Below are 22978 nucleotides of genomic sequence, written 5' to 3' on the forward strand. Positions count from 1 at the left end.
GCCTGGCCGTACCCCCTGGGCCCGGCACCGGAGCCGCTTCGAACCCGTTGGTAACATCGCGGGTCGCACACCGTCGTCAGGAGAGTTCACGCATGTCCAAAGCACCCGTCAACATCACCGTCACCGGCGCCGCCGGCCAGATCGGCTACGCCCTCCTGTTCCGGATCGCCTCCGGCCAGCTGCTCGGCGCCGACACCCCGGTGAAGCTGCGCCTGCTGGAGATCCCGCAGGCCGTCAAGGCCGCCGAGGGCACGGCGATGGAGCTTGACGACTGCGCCTTCCCGCTGCTCCAGGGCATCGACATCTTCGACGACGCCAACAAGGCGTTCGAGGGTGCCAACGTCGGCCTGCTGGTCGGCGCCCGCCCCCGCGGCAAGGGCATGGAGCGCGGCGACCTGCTCCAGGCCAACGGCGGCATCTTCAAGCCCCAGGGTGAGGCGATCAACGCCGGCGCCGCCGACGACATCCGCGTCCTCGTGGTCGGCAACCCCGCCAACACCAACGCCCTGATCGCACAGAGCCACGCACCGGACGTCCCGGCCGAGCGCTTCACCGCGATGACGCGCCTGGACCACAACCGTGCGCTGACCCAGCTCGCCAAGAAGCTGAACGTGTCGATCAACGACATCAAGAAGCTCACGATCTGGGGCAACCACTCCGCCACCCAGTACCCCGACCTGTTCAACGCCGAGGTCAACGGCACCAACGCCGCCAAGGCCGTCGGTGACCAGGCCTGGCTGGAGAACGACTTCATCCCGACCGTCGCCAAGCGCGGCGCCGCCATCATCGAGGCCCGCGGCGCCTCCTCGGCCGCCTCGGCCGCCAACGCCGCCATCGACCACGTCCACGACTGGGTCAACGGCACCCCCGAGGGCGACTGGACCTCCGCGGCCATCCCCTCCGACGGTTCCTACGGCGTCCCCGAGGGCCTCATCTCCTCCTTCCCCGTCACCTCCAGGAACGGCAGGTGGGAGATCGTGCAGGGCCTGGAGATCGACGAGTTCTCCCGCGGCCGCATCGACGCTTCGGTGCAGGAGCTCGTCGAGGAGCGCGACACCGTGAAGCAGCTCGGTCTGGTCTGAGGACTCTCCCGGCCGCTCCGGTCCGGGCCCTGACGACCGTTCGGGCGACGATGGGCACGCCCCCGCCACGGGGGCGTGCCCGCCGTGTCGTGCGGAGCCGTCCCGGAGCCCGTGAGGGGGCGAACACCTCCTCGTGTCCCCAAGGGTGTCGGGGAGCGGGCAGTATAGAGACCGTGAGTCTCATTGATGTGCTTCCGGCCGAACCAGAACCCGACTCCCTCTTCGAGGCGTTCGCTTTGTGGGCCGAGGAGCGGGACCTCACCCTCTACCCGCACCAGGAGGAGGCCCTCATCGAGGTCGTCTCCGGGTCGAACGTCATCCTCAACACGCCCACCGGCTCCGGTAAGAGCATGGTCGCCACCGGCGCCCTGTTCGCCGCCCTGGCCCGGGACGAGTGCGCGTTCTACACCGCGCCCATCAAGGCGCTGGTGTCGGAGAAGTTCTTCGACCTGTGCAAGATCTTCGGCACCGAGAACGTCGGCATGATGACCGGCGACGCCAGCGTCAACTCCGACGCCCCCATCGTGTGCTGCACGGCGGAGGTGCTCGCCCAGATCGCCCTGGCGGAGGGCTCCGACGCCGACATCAACACCGTCGTCATGGACGAGTTCCACTTCTACGCCGAGCCCGACCGCGGGTGGGCCTGGCAGGTCCCCCTGTTGGAGATGCCCCAGGCGCAGTTCCTGCTGATGTCCGCCACCCTCGGGGATGTGAGCCGGTTCGAGGAGGACCTGGAGAAGCGCACCGGACGGTCGACCGCGGTGGTCGCCTCCGCCGAGCGCCCCGTCCCCCTCTACTACGACTACCGGGCCACGCCGCTGCACGAGACCCTTGAGGAGCTTCTCGGCAACGGCGACGCCCCCGTGTACATCGTGCACTTCACCCAGGCGCAGGCCGTGGAACGCGCGCAGTCGCTGACCAGCATCAACATGTGCACCAAGGAGGAGAAGGCGAAGATCGCCGAGGAGATCGGCAACTTCCGCTTCACCACCAAGTTCGGGCGCAACCTGTCCAGGTACGTGCGGCACGGTATCGGCGTCCACCACGCCGGGATGCTGCCCAAGTACCGCCGCCTGGTCGAGCGGTTGGCTCAGGCGGGGCTGCTCAAGGTCATCTGCGGCACCGACACCCTGGGGGTGGGCGTGAACGTGCCCATCCGCACCGTGCTGTTCACCGCGCTGAGCAAGTACGACGGTGTGCGGGTGCGCCGGCTCCGCGCGCGCGAGTTCCACCAGATCGCCGGGCGCGCCGGACGAGCGGGCTTCGACACCGTCGGCAACGTGGTCGCCCAGGCTCCCGAATACGTGATCGAGAACGAGAAGGCGCTGGCCAAGGCCGGCGACGACACCAAGAAGCGGCGCAAGGTGGTGCGCAAGAAGGCCCCCGAGGGGTTCGTCTCCTGGGACGAGGCCACCTTCCGCAAGCTCATCGAGGCCGACCCCGAGCCGCTCAACTCGCGTTTCAGGGTGAGCAACGCGATGCTGCTGAGTGTGATCGCGCGGCCGGGCAACTGCTTCACCGCGATGAAGCACCTGCTCACCGAGAACCACGACGACCGCAGGACGCAGCGCCGCCACATCCACGAGGCGATCGCCATCTACCGGTCGCTGCTGGACGGCGGGATCGTGGAGACCCTGCCCGAGCCGGACGACCAGGGGCGCACCGCGCGGCTCACCGTGGACCTGCAGGCCGACTTCGCGCTCAACCAGCCGCTGTCCACGTTCGCGCTGGCCGCCCTGGACCTGTTGGACGCGGAGTCCGCGACCTATCCGCTGGACGTGCTCACAGTGGTGGAGTCCACCCTGGACAACCCCCGCCAGATCCTCGGCGCCCAGCTCAACAAGGCCCGCGGCGAGGCCGTCCAGGAGATGAAGATGGACGGCATCGAGTACGACGAGCGCATGGAGCGGTTGGAGGAGGTCGACTACCCCAAGCCGTTGGAGGAGCTCCTCGACCACGCCTACGAGGTCTACCGGCGCGGTCACCCCTGGGTGGGCGACCACCCGCTCCAGCCCAAGACCGTCGCCCGCGACATGTACGAGCGCGCGATGAACTTCGTCGAGTACGTGGGCCACTACGAGCTGGCCCGTTCCGAGGGGCTGGTGCTGCGCTACCTGGCCAGCGCCTACAAGGCGCTCAACCAGACGGTGCCGGACGACGCCAAGACCGAGGAGCTGCGGGACCTCATCGAGTGGCTGGGCGAACTGGTGCGCCAGGTCGACTCCAGCCTCCTGGACGAGTGGGAGCAGCTCACCAACCCCGAGGAGGAGGTCGAGGGCGAGGCGGCGGAGAGCGAGGAGAAGGTCCGCCCGGTCACCGCGAACGCCCGGGCCTTCCGTGTGCTGGTCCGCAACGAGATGTTCCGCCGGGTGGAGCTGGCGTCCCGGCGCCGCTACGGCGACCTGGGCAAGCTGTCCGAGGACGACGAGTGGACCGGCGAGGAGTGGGCCGAGGCCGTGGAGGCGTACTACGCCGAGCACGACGAGATCGGCACCGGACCGGACGCGCGCGGCCCGAAGATGCTCCTCATCGAGGAGGAGGACGACATCTGGCGGGTCCGCCAGATCCTCGCCGACCCGGCCGGGGACCACGACTGGGGCATCAGCGCCGAAGTCGACCTGGCCGCCTCCGACGCCGAGGGCCGCGCGGTGGTCCACGTGACGGACGTGAACCGGCTTTAGGCTCCGTCCGCCTCCTGCCGGGGCCCGGGCGGGGGTCCTGCCCGTGGCCGGGGTCTCAGCCGAGCAGGTGGGCGTTGACCTCGCGTACGGGTTCGGCGAGGTCGGGGCGCTCGACCACGGTCCGTCCGTCGGCGGCCAGGCGTTCGGCCCCGTCGCAGTCGACGAACAGGGCCGGTTCGCGCCAGGCCAGGACCACGCGCGGGATGGGTGTGGTGAGGATCAGGGCGCTGCAGGAGCGGGGGCGCGAGGAACGGGAGCTGCACGGTTCCAGGGAGGAGTACATCGTCGCCCCGGCCAGCCCCGGCTCGTCGGGGTCGATCCCGCGCAGCGCCACCTCCTCGGCGTGGTCGTGCGGGTCGTCGCGGCGTGAGTGGCCCTCGCCCAGCACGCGGCCGTCCTCGGCCACCACGACGGCGCCCACGGAGAAGGCCGTGTCCGAGGGCGGGCAGGAACGGGACAGCTCCACGGCTCGCTCCAGCCAGTACCGGTCGGCCTCCCCCGCCGCCGGTGCGGGGCCGAGGGCCTGCTCCGCCGCCCCGGTCACGGCCGCCCCTCCGTGGCCAGGCAGTACCTCAGGACGGCGATCCCGTCCAGGGAACGGGCCTCCACCAGGCGCATCGGCGCCTGGGGGGTGTAGGGGTAGGAGCCCGGCATGACGAAGCGCGGAGCGTCCTCCTCACCCACCAGGAACGGGGCGACCGCCAGCCGGAGCTCGTCGACCAGTCCCGAGCCGAGGAACATCGTGTGGATGTGCCCGCCGCCCTCGACGAGCAGCCGGGTGACGCCCCGGTCGGCCAGGTCCGTCAGGATCGCCTCGGCGGTGGGCGGGTCGCCCGCGTCGACGACCTCGACGGGCGGGCCGGTGTCGGAGCGCCCTGCCAGACACCGGGTCGCGGTGGCCACTCCGGGGCCGCCGGTGTAGACGACCGCGCCGGCGTCACCGGTGGAGAAGAAGCGCGCCCCGGGGTCCACGTCGCCGCCGCGGGTGACCACGGCCTTGAGCAGGTTCTCGGTGCGCCCCTGCTCGGCGCGGCGCTCGCGCAGGACCGGGGAGCGCACGAGGAGCCGGGGGTTGTCGGCACGCAGGGTCCCCGCGCCGACCAGGATCGCGTCGCATCCGGCGCGCAGCTCGTCGATTTCGGCGAAGTCCGCCTCGTTGGACAGGCGCAGGCGTTCGGGGCTGGTGTCGTCGATCCGGCCGTCGATCGACATCGCGCAGCTCAGGATGGTGTAGGGACGGTCCATGCCCCCAGGTTAACGGCGTTCGTGCACTCGGGGTCCGAGGATGCGCGCGTGGTGTGTCCCTGCCCGCGGGGTCCTTTTCCGATGCTTCCCGGTGAAGGAGGGAACAAATGTTCCAACCGTGCCGTGCGGGATTTCCGCTGGCAGACGGTTCGTCAGCGAAATGGCACACCTTTTTTTCCCATAAGGGCCCGGACGATTCGATGCCCGAGCGTTCGCACCGGCCTCCCTGTTCTTCCTCCGGGACCCGAGGCGTCCGGGCGCCGGCGGAGAACGGACGGGCGCGCCGGAACCGCCTTCCTCCGGGGGATCTCGGCGCCAGCAGGCCACCGAAGACACGACACCACCGAGTCGTTCCTCGCATAATGGACATTGGGTGTATAAGTGCTTGTCTGCCCAAGGCAGTCGTAACGCGCAGCACGCACACCTTCCGGGGCGACCTCGGGCAACGATTTTTACCACCGGTGTCCCCGACCCGGTTAACAACCACGCCAAGGCGGAATACAATCCTTTGACGCGCCCCCGCGCGGGGCCGTCCCACAATCCTGGGAGTCGACCGCACTTCCCCACCTCAGACAAGAGGACGGCGATGTCTCGTTTCACCTCCCCCGATTTCCTGAGGCAGGCGGGGGGCAAACACGTCAGGGCCAAACCCCCGCCGCCCGTCAACCTGGCCAGGGCCAGCATCACGCGGCTCCACTCCTTCCACCTCAAGGGGAAGGACCACTTCGCCGTCGACCGCGAGCTGGCCACCCAGGCCGAGCGCACGGCCCCTGGTTTCGTCGACATCGTCCTGGGGGAACGCGCCTTCCTCCAACGCGCGGTACGGCACCTCGCCGCGAACCTGGGAATCCACCAGTTCCTCCAGGTCGGGGCAGGTATGCCCGCTCCCGGCGACCCGCACGAGATCGCCCACGAGAGCAACCCCGAGGCCCGCGTCGTCTACGCCAGCGACGACCCCGTGGTGCTCACCCACCACCTCGCCCTGATCCGCGACGGCCGCACCACCACCGCCGTGCCCGGCGGTCTGGACGACGCGTCCGGTCTGCTGCACAACCCGGAGAGCCACCGCTTCCTCGACCTGGACCAACCGGTCGGATTGCTGCTCACCGGCGTTGTCTCGCACACCACCGACGCCACCGCGGCGGCCCGGAGCATCGCGGCCCTACGCGACTCACTGGCACCCGGTAGCCACATGGTCCTCAGCCACTACTGCCGCCCCGACCCCGCTCGGTACCCCAAGGACGCCCTCCGGGCCGAACAGCTCCAGCACCTGTTCACCGATCGGCTCGGCCACGGGTACTGGCGGACCGAGAAGGAGATCTCCGCGTTCTTCGAAGGTTGGGAGTCCGTGCCCCCGGGCCTGCTCCAGGCCCAGAAGTGGCGGACCCTGCCGGTCGCTCCCCCCGTCTTCGGGAGCTACCAGATGCCGCACCGCAACCGTCAGCTCATCATCGGCGGTATGGGCCGGATCTGAACACGACGCCCTCGTACCCGCGTTGGAGCCCCCAGGGGACTGGCAGCGGGTGAGGGCCACCCCCTGCCCGCCAGGAGCCCGTCGGGAACGACGAAGGCCCGCCGGATCTCTCCGACGGGCCAGCGTCCACTGCTCCCGCGACTGGACTCGAACCAGTAACCTGCCGGTTAACAGCCGGCTGCTCTGCCGATTGAGCTACGCGGGATCGCGTCACTCCGGGGCCCTGCGGCTCCGGCGACATGAACAAGCCTAGCGCCTTTCCAGGGGTGCTCGCGACGTCTTTCCACTCCGCCGCACACCCTGTTCCGCACATCACGCGGCCGGCCGCCGGGCAGGCGGGAGGGAGGGTCGGAACCGGACCCCTCGGGAACGACGAAGGCCCGCCGGATCTCTCCGACGGGCCAGCGTCCACTGCTCCCGCGACTGGACTCGAACCAGTAACCTGCCGGTTAACAGCCGGCTGCTCTGCCGATTGAGCTACGCGGGATCGCGCGACTCCGGGGCCCTGCGGCTCCGGCGACATGAACAGACTAGCGCGCCTGGAGAGTGCTCGTGACCGGTGTCGGCCCGTGTGGCCCGAACCACGAAGGGGTAACGTCGGGGCACGGACCACGCCGACCGCAACCAAGGCCGTAAAGAGGGAGCCATGCGCTACCGGATCACGTTCGTCGCCGGAATCGCCATCGGATACGTCCTGGGCGCCAAGGCGGGCAGGGCCCGCTACGAGCAGCTGTCCCGCACCGCCCGCAGGGTGGCGGACAGCCCCCTGGTCCAGGAGGTGGCCGGGGTAGTCGGCGCCCAGACCAGCAAGGCAGGCCGGGCCGTCTACGACAGGGCCGTGGAGAAGATGCCGATCACCTCCGTGCGCGACTTCCTCGCACGCCCCAGTGAGGAGGAGGTCGACCTCGTCGAGTCGGAAACCAGCCTGGCCAACGGGACCCGGCCCAGCCGGGACTCCGACGAGGGCCGGGACGCCTGACGATGGCACTGTTCGGTCGGGACGTTCCCGAACAGGTGCGTTCCCGGCTGGAGCGGGGCGAACGCGTGCTCGCGCACGCGTCCGTCGCCGCTCCAGCCGGGGACGGCGCCGACCTCGTCGCGACCACGCGCGCCCTGTACCTGCCCGAGGGCCGGGCAGTGCTCTGGCAGGACATCGACCAGGCCCGCTGGAGCCCCGACACACTCACCTTCGTCGAAGAGGGCGTCGGCGGGCACACCGTGCGGCTGCGGACCGAGCTGACCGGCGGCCCGGTGGACTACCGCCGGATGGCGGAAACGGTCTCCGAACGGGTCACCTCCACCATCCTGGTGAACCGCTTCGTCCCCTTCCCCCGCACCGACTCCACCACCGGCTTCCGGCTCGTGGCCCGGCGCGCGCCGCTGGCCACCGACATCGACTGGCGGGTGCACCTGGGCGAGGGCCTGGACCCCCGGGACCCCCGGCTGTCCGACGCCGTCTCCCGGGCCCTGGCCCTCCTGCGGGAGCAGATGGGCGTGTGAGCGGTCACCGTTCGCGGGGGCGGCTCGGGGCCGCCCCCGGGAACGCTGCTCACCCCCGGGCACGCCCGCGGTCGCGTTCGGCCAGCCCCCTGGCCAGAACCTCGGCCAGGTGCAGGGCCCTGCGCCCCGTCCCCTGCTCGATCTGGGTGCGGCAGCTGTAGCCGTCGGCGAGCACCAGGGTGCCGGGGTCCGCGGCACGCACCCGGGGAAGGAGTTCACGCTCCCCGATCGCCTGGGACACCTCGTAGTGGCCCTCGGTGAAGCCGAAGTCCCCCGCCAGCCCGCAGCAGCCCGAGTCCAGCACCTCGCCGTCGATACCGGCACGGGAGATCAGGTCCCGGTCCGCGTCGAAACCCGTCACGGCGTGCTGGTGGCAGTGCACCTGCGCCAGCGCCGACGCGGGCACGCGCGGCGGCTGCCAGTCCGGGGCGTACTCCTCCAGGAAACCCGCGAAGGTGTGCACCGCCGCCGCCACACGCCGGCTCTCCTCCCCCGGCAGGAGCTCCACCAGATCGTGTTTGAGCGCCGCCGTGCAGCTCGGTTCCAGACCCACCACGGGCAGCCCCTGGGACACCAGGGGCGACAGCGCGGCCACCGCACGGCGCATCACCGCACGGGCCACGTCCAACTGACCCGTGGAGACCCACGTGAGCCCGCAGCAGACCTGCCCCTTGGGCAGCACCACGGAGAACCCGGCGTCCTCCAGCACCTGCACGGCGGAGGCGAGGACGTTCGGGTTGAGCAGGTTGCCGAAGGTGTCCGGCCACAGCACCACCTTGGGGCCGCCGACGCGCCCCCCGCCGCGGGTCTGACGTCGCTGGAAGGCCCGGGTGAACGTGGTGCGGGCGAAGGCCGGGAGCTCGCGCTGGGCGGCCACCCCGGCCATCCGCTTGGCCAGGGAGGACACCCCGGGCAGGCGGACCACCCGGTTGGCCTCCACCGGCGCCACCGCGGCCAGGCGGGCCAGGACCGGCAGCCAGCCCATCGAGTAGTGCGCGGCCGGGCGCACCCGGCCCCTGTAGTGCTGGTGCAGGAACTCGGCCTTGTAGGAGGCCATGTCCACGTTGACCGGGCAGTCGCTCAGGCAGCCCTTGCAGGACAGGCACAGGTCCAGTGACTCCCGGACCTCCTCCGAACGCCACCCGTCGGTGATCACCTCCCCGTTGGCCATCTCGAACAGCAGGTGGGCGCGGCCGCGGGTGGAGTGCTTCTCCTCCTGGGTCACCTGGTAGCTGGGGCACATCACGCCGGGGCCGCTCTGGCGTCGGCACTTGCCCACACCGGAGCAGCGGCGCAGGGCCTTGGCGAAATCGCCGTCGTCCTCGCCGTAGGCCAGGGTCGCCTCAGAGATCAGGGGGAGTTCGGGGCGCACGTCGGCGGCCACCCGGATGTCGGCGTCCAGGGGCAGCGGATCGACGATGATGCCCGGGTTCATCAGGTTGTCGGGGTCCCAGACCCGCTTGAACTCGCCGAAGGCGCGGATGAGGCCCTCGGGGTACATGCGGCTGAGAAGTTCGGACCGGGCCTGCCCGTCACCGTGTTCACCGGAGAGCGACCCGCCGTGCCGGACCACGATCTCGGCGGCCTCCTCCATGAAGGCGCGGTACTCGCGGCGGCCGCTCCGGCGGGTGAGCTCGAAGTCGATGCGCACGTGCAGGCAGCCGTCGCCGAAGTGGCCGTACACCGCCCCGTAGCGGCCGTGGCGGGCCATCAGGTCCTCGAAGTCGCGCAGGTAGGCGCCGAGGTTCTCCGGCGGCACCGAGGCGTCCTCCCACCCCGACCACGCCTCAGCTCCGGTCGGGGTACGGGAGGTGAGCCCGGCGCCCTCCTCGCGGATACGCCAGAGCGCCTTCTGGTGGGCCGGGTCGGTGACCACGGCGGCGTCGCGGGGACGGCTGGCCCCGTCCAGGGAGTCGAGCATCGCCTGGGCCGCGGCCGCGGCCTGCTCGGCGTCGCCGCCCGCGATCTCCACCAGCAGCCAGGCGTGGCCGAACGGCAGGGGCACCCGGGATTTCGAACCGTTCCGGTCCAGGGCTGCGACGATGCGGTCGTTGAGCCCCTCGACCGTGAGCGGGGAGTGCACGAGGATTCCGGGGACGGCGTCGGCGGCGGCCGGGGCGTCCTCGTAGCCCAGGACGGCCAGGGCACGGGCCGGCGGCGACTCGACCAGGCGCACGGTGGCGCCCAGGACCATGGCGCAGGTGCCCTCGGTTCCCACCAGTGAGGCGGCGACGTCGCGTCCCTTCTCCGGGAGCAGGCGGTCCAGGGCGTAGCCGGAGACGCGGCGCCGGAAATCGGGCATGGCGGTGCGCATCTCGGAACGGTGGGCCTCCACGAGGCGGCCCAGGGCGGCGTGGATCCGCCCCTCGCGGCCGGGGCGGGCGGCCAGCTCCGCGAACTCCTCCGCGGTGTGCCCGGACCCGACGGTGATCCGGGTTCCGTCGGAGAGCAGCAGGTCCAGTTCGACGATGTTGTCGGCGGTGGTGCCCCAGGCGACCGAGTGGGAACCGCAGGCGTTGTTGCCGACCATGCCGCCGATGGTGCACCGGCTGTGGGTGGAGGGGTCCGGGGCGAAGGTGAGCCCGTGTTCGGCGGTGGCCGCGCGCAGATCGTCGAGGATGACTCCGGGCTGGACCCTGGCGGTACGGGCCTGGGGGTCGATGGCCTCGATGGTGCGCAGGTGGCGTGAGGTGTCGATGACCACGCCGGTACCGATGGAGTTTCCGGCGATGGAGGTGCCGCCGCCGCGGGGGATGATCGGCACCCCGTGCGCGGAGCAGGCGCGGACGGCGGCGACGCAGTCGTCGATGGTTTCGGGGATGACCACCGCGAGCGGGACCCGGCGGTAGTTGGAGGCGTCGGAGGTGTAGAGGGCGAGTGTGCCCGCGTCCAGGGCGACGGTCCCCTGGACGCCCTCCTCCAGGTCCCTGCGGAGCGCGGTGAGGTCCGGGCGTGGGGTGGTGCTGTGCGGGTCGGCCATGCCCACAGCGTGTCGCGGGCGGTGGCGGCGTGGCAACCACGGCACGCGGCGCGGCCCGCCGGGCTGCGGCTCCACTGCCCGGGCGGGGCCGAGGATCAGTCCAGGGAGTCGTGCATGGCCCGGACCAGGACGCCGTCGGGGTCCATGTCGAGGCTCCAGACCATCATCCCGGCCAGGCCGTTGTCCCGGACGTACCGGCCCTTGATACCGATCACGTCGGGGTTGTCGTAGGTCCACCACTGGTCGCCGTCGTAGACCCAGTAGGCGCCCGCCTCCTCGTCCAGGTAGCGGCGCCCCTCCGTCTCCTCGAGGTCGCTGAAGGCCCGGGTGGGGCCGTCGTAGTCGTCCTCGGCGGGAGCGGCGGCCTCCTGGTGGCGGCCCGCCTGCTCGGCGGGGACGCCCTGCCAGCCGCGACCGAAGGCCGGAACGCCCATGACGATCTGTCCGGGATCGGCCCCGAGGTCCAGGTAGCGCCGGACCGCCTGGTCCACGCTGTTGGCGTCCTCGTCGTAGGCGGGGACGCGGAGGTTGGAGTGGTGGGCGGTGCGCTCGCTCCAGGGGCCGGCGAAGTCGTACCCCTGCACGGTGGCGAAGTCGACGTGGTCGAAGACCTCCGCCTCGTAGGCCTCGGTGTGCGCGGCTCCCCCGGGCAGGGAGACGGACAGGACGTAGTCCCGTTCGGTCTCCCGGGAGAGCTCGTCGAGCTGGCGGCGGAACTCGGCGACCAGCAGGGTGAAGTTGCGGGGGTCGTCGGGGTGCTCCACGTTGTCGGAGTTGCCCTGCCCGCCCGGCCACTCCCAGTCCAGGTCGATGCCGTCGAAGACGCCCGCGCCCGCTCCCGCCCCGCCCTGGGGCTCCCCCTCGCGGACCGGGAGGTCGCCGCGCAGCCACAGGTCCAGGCAGGAGGTCACGAAGGCCTGACGGGACTCCTCGGTGCGGGCCGCGGTGGAGAAGTTCACCGACCAGTTCCAGCCGCCCAGGGACAGGCTGGCCCCCAGGTCCGGGTACCGCGTGCGGAGCTGGCGCAGCTGGTTGAGGCTGCCCGCCAGTTCCTGCTCGTACTCGTCGGCCTCCCCGCTGACGCTCTCGTCGGCGTCGTAGCGGCGCTGGTACAGCTCCCAGGGCTGGTCGTGGTTGTCCTGGGGGATGTGGCACAGGCCGTCCCGGTCGATGTCGCCGAAGGCCCACATGATTCTGGTGAGGTGCTCGGGGGCACCGCTCCCGAGCAGCTCGTTCACGGTATAGCCGCGGTTGGCCACGTTCCAGTCGGCGAAGTAGCCGATGCGTTCCGGGTCGCGTTGGTTCACGAGCACGAGGGTTCCCACGAGCAGTACCGCTGCGGCGGCGGCCGCGCCCAGTACCAGCAGTGGACGCCGCCCGACGGGTGTCCTGGGCCTCGGCTGGAGCGGGGTGGCGTTCACACCTCGACCGTAGGGGCACCGCGGGGTCAGACGGGCCATTCGGCCCATGTCGGCCGGATGAGGCCGTTCTCGCGGGTGTGGGAACCCGGAGGTCCTCCTGGACGTTGTAGGCGACCCCGCCCGGCCCGTGCCCAGGTCAGCTGCTGCGCAGAAAGTCCTTCAGGGAGCCCGCCCGCGAGGGGTGGCGGAGTTTGGCGAGGGTTTTCGCCTCGATCTGACGGATCCGTTCCCGCGTCACACCGAACTCCCTGCCCACCTCCTCCAGGGTGCGCGGGCGGCCGTCGGCCAGGCCGAACCGCAACCGGATGATGCGCTGCTCTCGTTCGGAGAGGTCGCCCAGGAACACCCGCAGTTGTTCCCGGAGAATCGTGAAGGCGGCCGCCTCCACCGGTACCACCGCGTCGGAGTCCTCGATGAAGTCACCGAAGTCCGACTCCTCCTCCCCGATGGGTGCCTGGAGGGACACGGGTTCGCGGGCGATGCGCTGGATCTCCAGGACGCGCTCCCCGCCGAACCCGGCGGCCGAGGAGATCTCGGCGACGCTGGGTTCCCGGCCCAACTGCTGGTGGAGTTGGTGCTGGACCCGGAGGAGCCTCTGGATGTTCTCGACCATGTGCACCGGGATGCGGATGGTGCGGGCCTGGTCGGCGATGGCCCTGGTGATCGCCTGGCGGATCCACCACGTGGCGTACGTGGAGAACTTGAAGCCCTTGGCGTAGTCGAACTTCTCCACCGCGCGGATCAGGCCGAGGTTGCCCTCCTGGATCAGGTCCAGGAGCAGCAGGCCCCGCCCCAGGTAGCGTTTGGCGATCGACACGACCAGGCGCAGGTTGGCCTCGATGAGGCGCCGTTTGGCGCGTCTGCCCTCGTCCACCAGCTCGGCGAGCTCGTCCGCGGCGCACTCGCCCGGTTCGGGTCGGCGGCGCTGCGCGTACAGTCCCGCCTCGACCGCCTTGGCCAGGTCCACCTCCTCCTGCGCGCTGAGCAGGGGAACCCTGCCGATCTCGCGCAGGTACAGGCGGACCAGGTCGGAACCTGAACGGCGGCCCGGGTCCGCGGGGGCCGCCTCCTCGGGGTCGGCCACGTCGACTCCGGCCCGGGCGAGGCCGGTGATCATCCGGTCCAGGGAGTCGGGGGGCGCGTCCAGGCGCTCCAACGCCGACGCGACCTCCCCGCGACTGACCGTTCCCCGACCCGCTTCAGGTAGTAGTCGGACCACCTGACGGACAGGTGGTATTTCGTTGGTCACAACAGTGGGAGCCACCACTACATTGTGCCCATAAAACTACCCGGAGAGGGAGAACTACTATTGTCACCCCGGTGCTACACGGCACCGCCACCGGACTCCTGAAGGGCCCTTTTCTGCTGGCCAAGACGCATGAGTTCGACGAACACCCGGTTGTACTCCTCCGGCTGGGCGACCTGGTCGATCCGGTGGAGCTCGGATTTGAGGTTTGCCTCCCGCCGGTTGATGGAATGAGTTCTGATTGTGCTCAGCATTTGCTGGGCGAAATGCTCGTCGAGTTCTCCATAGAACTCGATCTCCTCTACACCCAGGCGCGTGACAAAATCACGTTGTGCGTCGTTCGGGGCCGCGTCACGCAGGATGAGAGCCCAGGTTTCCGGGTTCTGCACCCCCGAGATCCCGCCCTGTTCCCGGATGAGCCGGAGCACGGCCCGGTGCTGGGGGACGGTGAAGTCCTCCTCGCTGAGGGTGTCGAAGCCGTGCGCCAGGTTCGGGTGCTTGACCGCGACCTTGAGGGCCTGGCGTTCCCGCTGCACGGAGGGGTCCCGGAGGTCGTAGGGGGCCGACCGGGCGTCCGGGGTGGGCACCGGCGCGGCCGCGGGGGCCTTCGCGGAGCCGCCGCGCGCGCGACCGCGACCCATGTGCTGGCGGACGCGGCGCAGCACGAAGGACTCGTCCATCAGCCCCAGCCAGCGGTCCAGGTTCTTGCCGTAGGTCAGGCGCACGCCCTCGTCCCGGATGCTGGCGATCACCGGGGCCGCGGCGTCCAGGGCGGCGATGCGGCCCTCGGCGCTGGACAGGTCGTAGCCCTCGACGATGTTGCGGATCATGAACTCGTACAGCGGGCTGGCGCCGTCGACCAGGTCGGCCACGGCCTGCGGCCCGTGCTGGAGCCGCAGGTCGCAGGGGTCGAGCCCGTCCGGTTGGACGGCGACGAAGGTTTCGGAGGTGAAGCCGTGCTCCTCTGCGAAGGCGCGCACCGCGGCCTTCTGTCCGGCCTTGTCACCGTCGAAGGTGAACACGACCCTGCTGCCGTGGTTGGAGCGGCCCAGCAGCATCCGGCGCAGGATCTTCAGGTGGTCCTCGCCGAAGGAGGTGCCACAGGTGGCGACCGCCGTGGTGACGCCCGCCTCGTGGCAGGCCATCACGTCGGTGTAGCCCTCGACGATGACCGCCTTGCCCTGCCGTGAGATCTCCCGTTTGGCCAGGTCCAGCCCGTAGAGCAGGCGCCCCTTGTGGAAGATCGGGCTCTCCGGGGAGTTGAGGTACTTGGGCCCGTCCTCCTCCGGGTCGAGCTTGCGCGCGCCGAACCCGACGACCTCCCCGGTGACCTCGCGTACCGGCCAGAGCAGCCGGTTGCGGAACCGGTCGTAGGCGCCGCGCCGCCCCTGGCTGGCCAGCCCGCCCTCGATGATCTCGGCGTCGGTGAACCCCTTGGCGCGCAGGTGGTCGGTGAGGTTCTGCCAGCCCGCGGGGGCGAAGCCCAGCCCGAAGTGCTCGGCGTGGACGCGGTTGAAACCGCGTTCGTCCAGGAACCGTCGTGCGGCGACCGCCCCGGGGGCCAGGAGCTGTTCGGAGTAGAACTCGGCGGCGGTGCGGTGGGCGTCCAGCAGCCGCTGGCGCTTGCCCTCGTCCCGCCGGGAGGTGCTGCGTCCGCCCTCCTCGTACCGGAGTACGATCCCGGTCTGCCGCGCCAGCGACTCGACCGCCTCGGCGAAGCTGAGGCTGTCGATCTGCTGCACGAAGGAGATGACGTCCCCGCCCTCTCCGCAGCCGAAGCAGTTCCCGGTGAGGATGTTGTCCTCGAGAACGAAGGCGTGGCCCTCGTCCACGACGGCGCAGAAGACCTCCTCGAAGCGGTCGGTCTCCTCCACCGAGCGCACCGTCCAGCCCCGCCGGGCGAACTTCTTCTCCGCGCTGGTGAAGCGCAGGCGGTGGTCGTCGTGCAGGAAGAACTCGTCCGTCAGGTCCTCGTTGACGAAGTGCACCCTGGAGAGTGAGGAGGGCTCACGCCCGGGAAAGCCCTCACGCACCTGTTCGGTGATCCCGTAGGTGCCGATCCCGAGCCGGGTCGCGACCATGCGGACGTGTTCCAGCACGGAACGGTCGGCGCAGTTGAGCAGGACCGTCCCGTCCTTGGAGACGTGGCCGTCGGCGGCGAGATATCCGGCGAGCCAGCCGTAGAGGTAGGAGCGGGACTCGTCCAGGGATGGCAGTTCCTTGAAGAATCCGGGCAGGTGGTGGACGAGGATCTGACGACCGTGCTGGCTGGTCTCACTGTTGGGGAACCACTTGAGCAGGCCGGGGTCCTTCTCGGTGTCCAGCTCCGCCATGCTGCCTCGCCCGAGCCGTGTGCCGTCGCCGAAGGTGATGCCGTGCGCGATCCCGAACGGCGAGGGCGTGGTCCTGGTGACCTTCTTGGGCGGGAAGACGTAGGCGAGACGGTGCTCGGGACGCAGCTCCTCGGTGGTGACCTCGCGCACCTTCGAACAGTCCTTGCCCGCCTGCACGAACCACCGGTGTTCGGGGGTCGCGTGGATCTCCTTGCGCTGACCGTCACGGCTCAGCGTCAGACGCATCAGCCGCTGCTCACCAAAGGAGTAGAAGGGCGCCTCCACCCAGGTGGCGCTCCTCGTGAGGACCGTGTGTCTGCCCCCGGCCAGATCACGGATGGGCCTGACCCCGTCACGGGTCAGAACGCGCGTCTCCCCCGCCAGGCAGTAGTAGAGGTTTTTGGCCGGGGTGACGTTGAAGGAGGGGGACTTCTCGTCGTGGAAGGGACACAACCCCTTGAGCGAGCCGCCTCCGGCGTTGCGCAACTGGAGGTACTCGCCGATGACGTCAGCGATGGGGGTGCGCTCGCGTACGAGGGCGATGTCTTCGTCTTTGATCCGGCCTGCCACGGTTTCCAGCCTAGTTCTCTTCGGGGACCCTCCGGCCACCGTCCACAGGCCGGGTTTCCCCGCTACGCCATCCGACGGGCACCCGGGCGTCGGCCGCTCCGGGGCCGGATGCCACCGTGGTGGCCCGTTCCTTCCCCCAGCCCCCAGGAGGTCCTTTCCGGTGCGAGACCGTCCCCCGGTCCACGCCCCGCCCGAAGACGGGTCCTGCGGATCGGCGTGCCGGTGATCACCGCCCTGGCCTCGGTGCTCGGCGTGGTCGAGGTGGACCGGTTCGGCGGGGCCGGGGAGCCGGTGCCGGTCGCGGGGGTCGTGGGACCGGCGAAGGTCGCCCTCTTCGAGGACGTGCGGGAGCTCCACGGGGTCACCGCCGGGTACCGGCCCTTCAGCACACCGGTGGTGCTGCTCGGCCACGGACCCGTGGCGGCCGCGTCGGCGGAGGCGCGGGTCGCCTCCCGGGCGGAGGACGGCACGTGGTCCTTCGACATGGCCGCCTACCTGGAGCTGGCCGGGGAGCGGACCCGCTGTCCGGAAGCGCCGCCGGGCGGCGCGGCGTACCGGCAGGGGCCGCTGATCAGCGGGCGAGCTGGGCGTGCAGCGCGGTGGCCGAGGTGTCGGTGAGCGAGGCGACCTGGTCGACGACCGCGCGCAGGGCCGCGGCGTCGTCCGGGGCGGTGTCGAAGGCGGCGCGGAACTGGGGGTCGAGGGCGCCGGGGGCGCCCCGCCACAGGGCGTCGACCAGTTCGGTGACGGTGCGGCGCTCCTCGGCCTGATAGATCTGGGCCTCCTCGCGGGACATGACGAAGTGCGCGGCCACCGCCTTGAGCAGGGCGCACTCCAGCAGGGCGCGGCGCGGCAGGACCAGGTCGGCCCCGTAGCGGGTCAGGCGGCCGGGCCCGTGGGCGCGGCGGGTGGCGCGTTCGGCGGCCCGGCAGAACCGGCCGATGAGTTCGCTGGTGAGGTTCTTGAGTGCGGCCAGGGAGGCGAGGTCGCCGGTGAACTCGCTGGGCCAGACGGGTTCGGCGAGCAGGTCGGTGAACACCTCGTCGAGTTCGGCCTGCTCGGCGTCGCAGTAGGAGGCGGCGGCGGTGCGGCAGACCTCGGCGCGCTGGCCGGGGTCGCGCAGGGCCGCCATGCTGACCAGCCCGGCGTGCAGGGCGTCCTCGACGTCGTGCACGGAGTAGGCGACGTCGTCGGCCCAGTCCATGACCTGGGCCTCGAAACAGGTGCGGCCCGCGGGTGCCCCCTCGCGCAGCCAGGTGAAGGCCTCGGTGTCGTCCGGGTAGCAGTTGAACTTGTGGGTGTCGCCGCCCTCGCCCCGGCGCCAGGGGTACTTGACGGTGGCGTCGAGGGTGGCGCGGGTGAGGTTGAGGCCCGCGCTGCGGCCGTCGGGGGCGATGACCTTGCCCTCCAGCCGGATGAGGAGGCGCAGGCTCTGGGCGTTGCCCTCGAACCCGCCGCAGGCCGCGGCGGCCTCGTCCAGGGCGCGTTCGCCGTTGTGCCCGAAGGGCGGGTGGCCGAGGTCGTGGGAGAGGCAGGCGGCCTCGACCAGGTCGGGGTCGCAGCCCAGGGCCTGGCCGAGCTCGCGGCCGATCTGGGCGCACTCCAGGGAGTGGGTCAGCCGGGTACGCGGGAAGTCGCTCACCCCGGGCTGGACGACCTGGGTCTTGGCGGCGAGCCTGCGCAGTGCGGAACTGTGCAGTACACGGGCGCGGTCCCGTTCGAAGGGTCCGCGCCGCCTGTTCTTGCGCGGCTCCCGGAAGAGGCGTTCGGTGTCGCCCGCGGTGTACCCGTGCGTGGTGTTCTCGAGGTGCACAGTGTTCTCACCAGGGGTGGTCGTCATGGGCCCGAGCCTACTTTCCGACAGTGACAGAACGCACCATTGGGCCTGGTCAGGCCGCGTTGACGCGGATGTCGCTGCTGTCGTTGAAGATCCAGTAGTACCAGAGCGAGGCGGTTTCCCTGGTGATGTACCACAGCTGGGTGCGGCGCTCGATGACGGCGGGCCCGGAGCGCGCGGGCGAGGTTCCCGCCTCAATCCCGTGGTCGGCCGCCATGATCCTGGAGCGCAGGCTGTGCCAGGGGTCGGAGACCAGGGTCGCGGTCTCCCAGCCGTTGGCCTCGAAGACCTCCGAGACGGCCTGGAAGCTCTGGAGGGTGTCGCTGCCCTCCTCGACCGCGATGACCTGGTCGGCGGGGACGCCTACCTCGACGAGCCAGTTCCGGCCCGACGCGGCCTCGGTATAGGCGTCGTCGGGCAGTTTGCCGCCGACGGTGACGATGAACGGTGCGACACCGTCCAGGTAGAGCACCTGTGCCTGGCGCAGGCGGGCCTCGAAGACCGGTGAGGGCACGCCGTTGTACTGGCTGGCGCCGAGCACCACGATGGCGTCGGTGGCGCCGCGCTCGTCCTGGCGGGCGGTGTACCAGACCCAGCCCCAGGTGGCGGGCGGGACGGCCAGGGCCGCCACCAGGGCCAGGGCGAGGATCCAGCGCAGCCGGAATCTGCGGCGCCTGCGGCGTTTGGGCTTGTGGGGCCGGGCCTGGGGGCGGCGGCCGCTTCGCCGCGGTCCCCTGGGCGGCCGGGCCCCGTTGTCTGGTTCCGACAGACGCGGGTCCTCGGTGCCAGGCTCCGGAGGGTGCGGCTCCTCGGTGGCCGGTCCGTCCGCCCCGTCCCGGTGGAGGGGCCGCTCCCCGCGTGTGCGCGGCAGCGGTCGGTCCCGGACGAACCTGCGGGTGAAGGCGGCCGGGGCCGGTTCCTGGTCGGAGCGGGTGAACTCACGGGTGGCTTCGGCGGCACCGCCGTCGCCGGAGGGGGCCTGATCACCGCTGTGCACGGCACCCCTGGTGAACTCCCGGGTGGTGTCGGTGGCCGAGGCGGCACCGGCGTAACCGTCCCGGGAGAAGACCCGGGTGGCTTCGTCGTCAGCCGAGGGGGTCGTGATGGGGTCCTCCTGCGGCTCGTCGCCGCGACCGTCGCTCGCCGTTCGCACCGGCTCACCTCCGCATTGTTGGCCCTGGGCGCGGTACCCCCCACTGGGACGCCTCGTGTCCGCCGCTGGTTCGCGGTTCCCCGGTCGGGGAGGGTCGTGGACGTGGGATAGGTGGCTGGTCGTGCCCGACGCCCCGCCTGTGGGGTGACGGATCGGGACATCGTGTGGTGGCTCGTACCGGCAGGCAAGAATATATCACGAAAAGGTCACGAGTGACTTTCCGGCCGACCTCCGTCGTGGTGCCCGATTCTAGTCGCCCCGAACCTCTGGAACTCCAGTGGCGGCGCCCCTTCCGGGAACGCCGCCACACCGGCCTGAGCCGGGCACCTCTCGACCCCGGCCCGCGTCAGATCAGGCGGAGCGGCCTGCGGCGCGGCCGGCCTCCAGGCGGGCCACCGGGACCCGGAAGGGCGAGCAGGACACGTAGTCCAGCCCCACCTTGTGGAAGAAGTGCACCGAGGCGGGGTCGCCGCCGTGCTCGCCGCACACGCCGAGCTTGATGCCGGGGCGGGCGGCGCGGCCCTCCTCCACTGCGATGCGGATGAGGCGGCCGACCCCGTCCACGTCCAGGGACTCGAACGGCGAGACCCCGAACACGCCCTTCTCCAGGTAGGCGGAGAAGAAGGAGGCCTCGACGTCGTCGCGGGAGAAGCCCCACACGGTCTGGGTGAGGTCGTTGGTACCGAAGGAGAAGAACGCGGCGTTCTCCGCGATCTGTCCGGCGGTGAGCGCGGCGCGGGGGAGCTCGATCATGGTGCCGACCGGGAAGTCCAGCTCCAGCCCGTTCTCCTCGCCCACCTCGCGCAGCACGCGCAGCGCGTCGTCACGGATGATCTCCAGCTCCTGGACGGTGCCCACCAGCGGGATCATGATCTCCGGACGGGGTCGGCCGCCCGCACGGATGCGGTCGACGGCGGCCTGGGCGATGGCGCGCACCTGCATGGTGAACAGTCCGGGGACGACCAGGCCCAGGCGCACGCCCCGCAGACCCAGCATCGGGTTCTGCTCGTGCAGCTTGTGCACGGCCTGGAGGACGCGGAGGTCGTTCTCGTGGCTCTCCCCACGGGCCTCGGCCACCGCCACACGCACCGACAACTCGGTGATGTCGGGCAGGAACTCGTGCAGCGGAGGGTCGAGCAGGCGGACCGTGACGGGCAGGCCGTCCATGGCTCCGAGGATGCCGTTGAAGTCCTCCCGCTGCAGCGGCAGCAACGCGTCCAGGGACTCCTGCTGCTCAGCGGGGGTGTCGGCCAGGATGAGGCGCTCGACGAGCTGGCGGCGGTCACCGAGGAACATGTGCTCGGTCCTGCACAGGCCGATGCCCTGGGCCCCCATGCGGCGGGCACGGGCAGCGTCCTCGGGGGTGTCGGCGTTGGCCCGCACGTACATGCGGCGGGCGGCGTCGACGTAGTGCATCATCCGGTCCACGGCGCGCACGAGGTCGTCGGCCTGGTCGGAGGCGGGGTCGATCTCGCCCTCGAAGTAGCGGACCACCGGGGAGTCCACGACCGGCACCTCGCCGAGGTAGACCTGACCGCTGGTGCCGTCGATGGAGATGACGTCGCCCTCCTCGACCACCTCGCCGCCGGGCGCCGTCATGCGCCGGTTCTTGGTGTCGATGTCGAGCTCCTCGGCACCGCAGACACAGGTCTTGCCCATACCGCGCGCCACGACGGCGGCGTGCGAGGTCTTTCCGCCCCGGCTGGTGAGGATGCCCCCGGCGGCGATCATGCCCTCGAGGTCGTCGGGGTTGGTCTCACGGCGGCAGAGGATGACCCTCTCCCCGCTGCGCGACCACTTGACGGCGGTGTAGGAGTCGAAGACGGCCTTGCCGACGGCGGCGCCGGGCGAGGCGTTCATGCCCCGGCCCAGGCGGTGGACCCCGTCGCCCGCCGCCGCGACGTCGTCGAAGCGCGGGAACATCAGCTGGGCGAGCTGGTCGCCGGTGACGCGCTGGACCGCCTCGTCGAGGGTGATCATGCCCTGGTCGACGAGCTGGTCTGCGATGCGGAAGGCGGCCGCGGCGGTGCGCTTGCCCACCCGGGTCTGGAGCATCCACAGCTTGCCGCGCTCGACGGTGAACTCGATGTCGCACAGGTCCCGGTAGTGGTTCTCCAGGATGTCCATGATGCCCATGAGCTCTTCGTAGCTGCGGGCGTCGATCTTCTCCAGGTCGGCGAGGGGGACGGTGTTGCGGATGCCCGCCACCACGTCCTCGCCCTGGGCGTTCTGGAGGTAGTCGCCGTAGACGCCGGGCTGGCCGGAGGCGGGGTCGCGGGTGAAGGCGACACCGGTACCGGAGTCCATCCCCAGGTTGCCGAAGACCATGGAGCAGATGTTGACGGCGGTGCCGAGGTCGGCGGGGATGCGCTCCTGGCGGCGGTAGAGGACGGCGCGGGGTGCGTTCCAGGAGTCGAAGACCGCCTTGACGGCGAGGACCATCTGCTCGCGCGGGTCGGTCGGGAAGGGGCTGCCGGTCTGTTCGGCGACGATCTCCTTGAACCGCTCCACGAGCTGGCGGAAGTCGGCGGCGTCCAGGTCGAGGTCGTTGGTGATGCCCTTGGCGGACTTGAGCTCGTCGATAGCGTCCTCGAAGAGTTCACCGTCGATGTCCTGGACGGTCTTGCCGAACATCTGGATGAGGCGCCGGTAGGAGTCCCAGGCGAAGCGCTCGTCCCCGCCCTGGTTGGCCAGGCCGACGACGGATTCGTCGTTGAGGCCGATGTTGAGGACGGTCTCCATCATGCCGGGCATGGAGAATCTGGCGCCCGACCGTACGCTCACCAGGAGCGGATCATCGGGTTGGCCGAGCCCGCGCCCCATGGACTTCTCCAGGTCCCTGAGGTTGGCCTCGATCTCGGCGTCCAGGCCCGCGGGCACGGTCCCGCTCTCCAGGTAGTGACGGCACGCCTCGGTGGTGATGGTGAAGCCGGGGGGAACCGGGAGACCGATGTTGGTCATCTCGGCGAGGTTGGCCCCCTTGCCACCGAGCAGATCCTTCAGGTCCTTGTTGCCCTCGGTGAACTTGTAGACGTACTTGGTCACGGGGGTGCTCCCTCGTTCTGTCTCGGCGGCTCGGCGTCGGGTCGGCCCCTTGTCTGGCGCGACTCTATCCACACTTCGCAAAAGCGACCCTCCATGAACCACCGTTTTATGGAATAGTCCCTGCTCAAAGGCATTGAAAAGGTCTATACCAATGGTTCAGCACAAGCACACCCGTCCCACCACGCAAAACAACACCCAGGAGCACCTGTGGCCCAGGACACCGCTGGTCAGGAGAGTGGAGCCATCATCGGTCAGCAACCGAACAGGGGGCGGAGCCCGGGAACCGGCGGCACGACCAATCCCCGCAGCACACGGACCCGGGGGCGACTGTGCGGCGTGACACAGCATTACTTGCAAGTAACCTACGCATCCGTAAGTTAGGCTTCGGGTGTGTCCCGCGCCGAGCGGGAC

General features: G+C 70.6%; 15 protein-coding genes and 2 tRNA genes. 6 read left to right on the forward strand and 11 right to left on the reverse strand.

What is annotated here, in order from left to right; genetic code table 11:
- Window positions 1–92 precede the first annotated feature (92 nt).
- Window positions 93–1082, forward strand: coding sequence for a malate dehydrogenase (locus IE195_RS17000; protein ID WP_191272538.1), 990 nt, complete (start codon window positions 93–95; stop codon window positions 1080–1082).
- Between the two features lie 188 nt (window positions 1083–1270).
- On the forward strand, window positions 1271–3763 hold the full coding sequence (locus IE195_RS17005; protein ID WP_191272736.1) for a DEAD/DEAH box helicase: 2493 nt from the start codon (window positions 1271–1273) through the stop codon (window positions 3761–3763).
- 55 nt (window positions 3764–3818) lie between these two features.
- On the opposite strand, the gene IE195_RS17010 is transcribed toward IE195_RS17005, so the two are convergent.
- Window positions 3819–4307 (reverse strand): cytidine/deoxycytidylate deaminase family protein, encoded by a 489-nt coding sequence (locus IE195_RS17010; RefSeq protein WP_191272540.1) that lies wholly within the window; start codon window positions 4305–4307, stop codon window positions 3819–3821.
- Window positions 4304–5008: a RibD family protein gene (locus IE195_RS17015; RefSeq protein WP_191272542.1), complete on the reverse strand. Its 705-nt coding sequence runs from the start codon at window positions 5006–5008 to the stop codon at window positions 4304–4306. The genes IE195_RS17010 and IE195_RS17015 overlap by 4 nt, the downstream gene beginning before the upstream one ends.
- A 586-nt stretch (window positions 5009–5594) precedes the next feature.
- Here IE195_RS17015 and IE195_RS17020 point away from each other — a divergent pair.
- On the forward strand, window positions 5595–6482 hold the full coding sequence (locus IE195_RS17020) for an SAM-dependent methyltransferase (protein ID WP_191272544.1): 888 nt from the start codon (window positions 5595–5597) through the stop codon (window positions 6480–6482).
- A gap of 132 nt (window positions 6483–6614) precedes the next feature.
- Here the strand turns inward: IE195_RS17020 and IE195_RS17025 are convergent.
- Window positions 6615–6687 (reverse strand) — tRNA-Asn (locus tag IE195_RS17025).
- Between the two features lie 209 nt (window positions 6688–6896).
- Window positions 6897–6969 (reverse strand) — tRNA-Asn (locus IE195_RS17030).
- Window positions 6970–7128: 159 nt separating this feature from the next.
- Between IE195_RS17030 and IE195_RS17035 the strand changes: the two genes are divergently transcribed.
- On the forward strand, window positions 7129–7461 hold the full coding sequence (locus IE195_RS17035; RefSeq protein ID WP_191272546.1) for a hypothetical protein: 333 nt from the start codon (window positions 7129–7131) through the stop codon (window positions 7459–7461).
- A gap of 2 nt (window positions 7462–7463) precedes the next feature.
- Complete coding sequence (locus IE195_RS17040; protein WP_191272548.1) at window positions 7464–7982, forward strand: hypothetical protein; 519 nt, start codon at window positions 7464–7466, stop codon at window positions 7980–7982.
- Between the two features lie 49 nt (window positions 7983–8031).
- Here IE195_RS17040 and IE195_RS17045 read toward each other — a convergent pair whose 3' ends face one another.
- The 4 genes from IE195_RS17045 to dnaG all read right to left on the reverse strand — a co-directional run bounded on the left by IE195_RS17045 (window position 8032) and on the right by dnaG (window position 16532).
- Complete coding sequence (locus IE195_RS17045) at window positions 8032–10962, reverse strand: FAD-binding and (Fe-S)-binding domain-containing protein (RefSeq protein WP_191272550.1); 2931 nt, start codon at window positions 10960–10962, stop codon at window positions 8032–8034.
- 95 nt (window positions 10963–11057) lie between these two features.
- Window positions 11058–12383: a glycoside hydrolase family 18 protein gene (locus tag IE195_RS17050; protein WP_229826253.1), complete on the reverse strand. Its 1326-nt coding sequence runs from the start codon at window positions 12381–12383 to the stop codon at window positions 11058–11060.
- Between the two features lie 136 nt (window positions 12384–12519).
- On the reverse strand, window positions 12520–13602 hold the full coding sequence (rpoD, locus tag IE195_RS17055) for an RNA polymerase sigma factor RpoD (RefSeq protein WP_191272554.1): 1083 nt from the start codon (window positions 13600–13602) through the stop codon (window positions 12520–12522).
- Between the two features lie 104 nt (window positions 13603–13706).
- Window positions 13707–16532 (reverse strand): DNA primase, encoded by a 2826-nt coding sequence (gene dnaG / locus IE195_RS17060; protein WP_191272556.1) that lies wholly within the window; start codon window positions 16530–16532, stop codon window positions 13707–13709.
- A 216-nt stretch (window positions 16533–16748) separates the two neighbouring features.
- Between dnaG and IE195_RS17065 the strand changes: the two genes are divergently transcribed.
- Complete coding sequence (locus tag IE195_RS17065; RefSeq protein ID WP_191272558.1) at window positions 16749–17150, forward strand: hypothetical protein; 402 nt, start codon at window positions 16749–16751, stop codon at window positions 17148–17150.
- Here the strand turns inward: IE195_RS17065 and IE195_RS17070 are convergent.
- From IE195_RS17070 to ppdK, 3 genes are all read right to left on the reverse strand, one after another.
- Window positions 17104–18372, reverse strand: coding sequence for a deoxyguanosinetriphosphate triphosphohydrolase (locus IE195_RS17070; protein ID WP_191272560.1), 1269 nt, complete (start codon window positions 18370–18372; stop codon window positions 17104–17106). The two genes, IE195_RS17065 and IE195_RS17070, sit on opposite strands and share 47 nt — an antisense overlap.
- Before the next feature lie 49 nt (window positions 18373–18421).
- Window positions 18422–19522: a YdcF family protein gene (locus IE195_RS17075; RefSeq protein WP_191272562.1), complete on the reverse strand. Its 1101-nt coding sequence runs from the start codon at window positions 19520–19522 to the stop codon at window positions 18422–18424.
- Between the two features lie 351 nt (window positions 19523–19873).
- Window positions 19874–22567 carry a pyruvate, phosphate dikinase gene (gene ppdK / locus IE195_RS17080; RefSeq protein WP_191272564.1) on the reverse strand — a complete coding sequence of 898 codons (2694 nt, stop codon included), beginning with the start codon at window positions 22565–22567 and terminating at the stop codon, window positions 19874–19876.
- Window positions 22568–22978: the final 411 nt, after the last annotated feature.

It is taken from the genome of Nocardiopsis terrae (assembly GCF_014651695.1).
GTDB classification, from domain to species: Bacteria; Actinomycetota; Actinomycetes; order Streptosporangiales; family Streptosporangiaceae; genus Nocardiopsis; species Nocardiopsis terrae.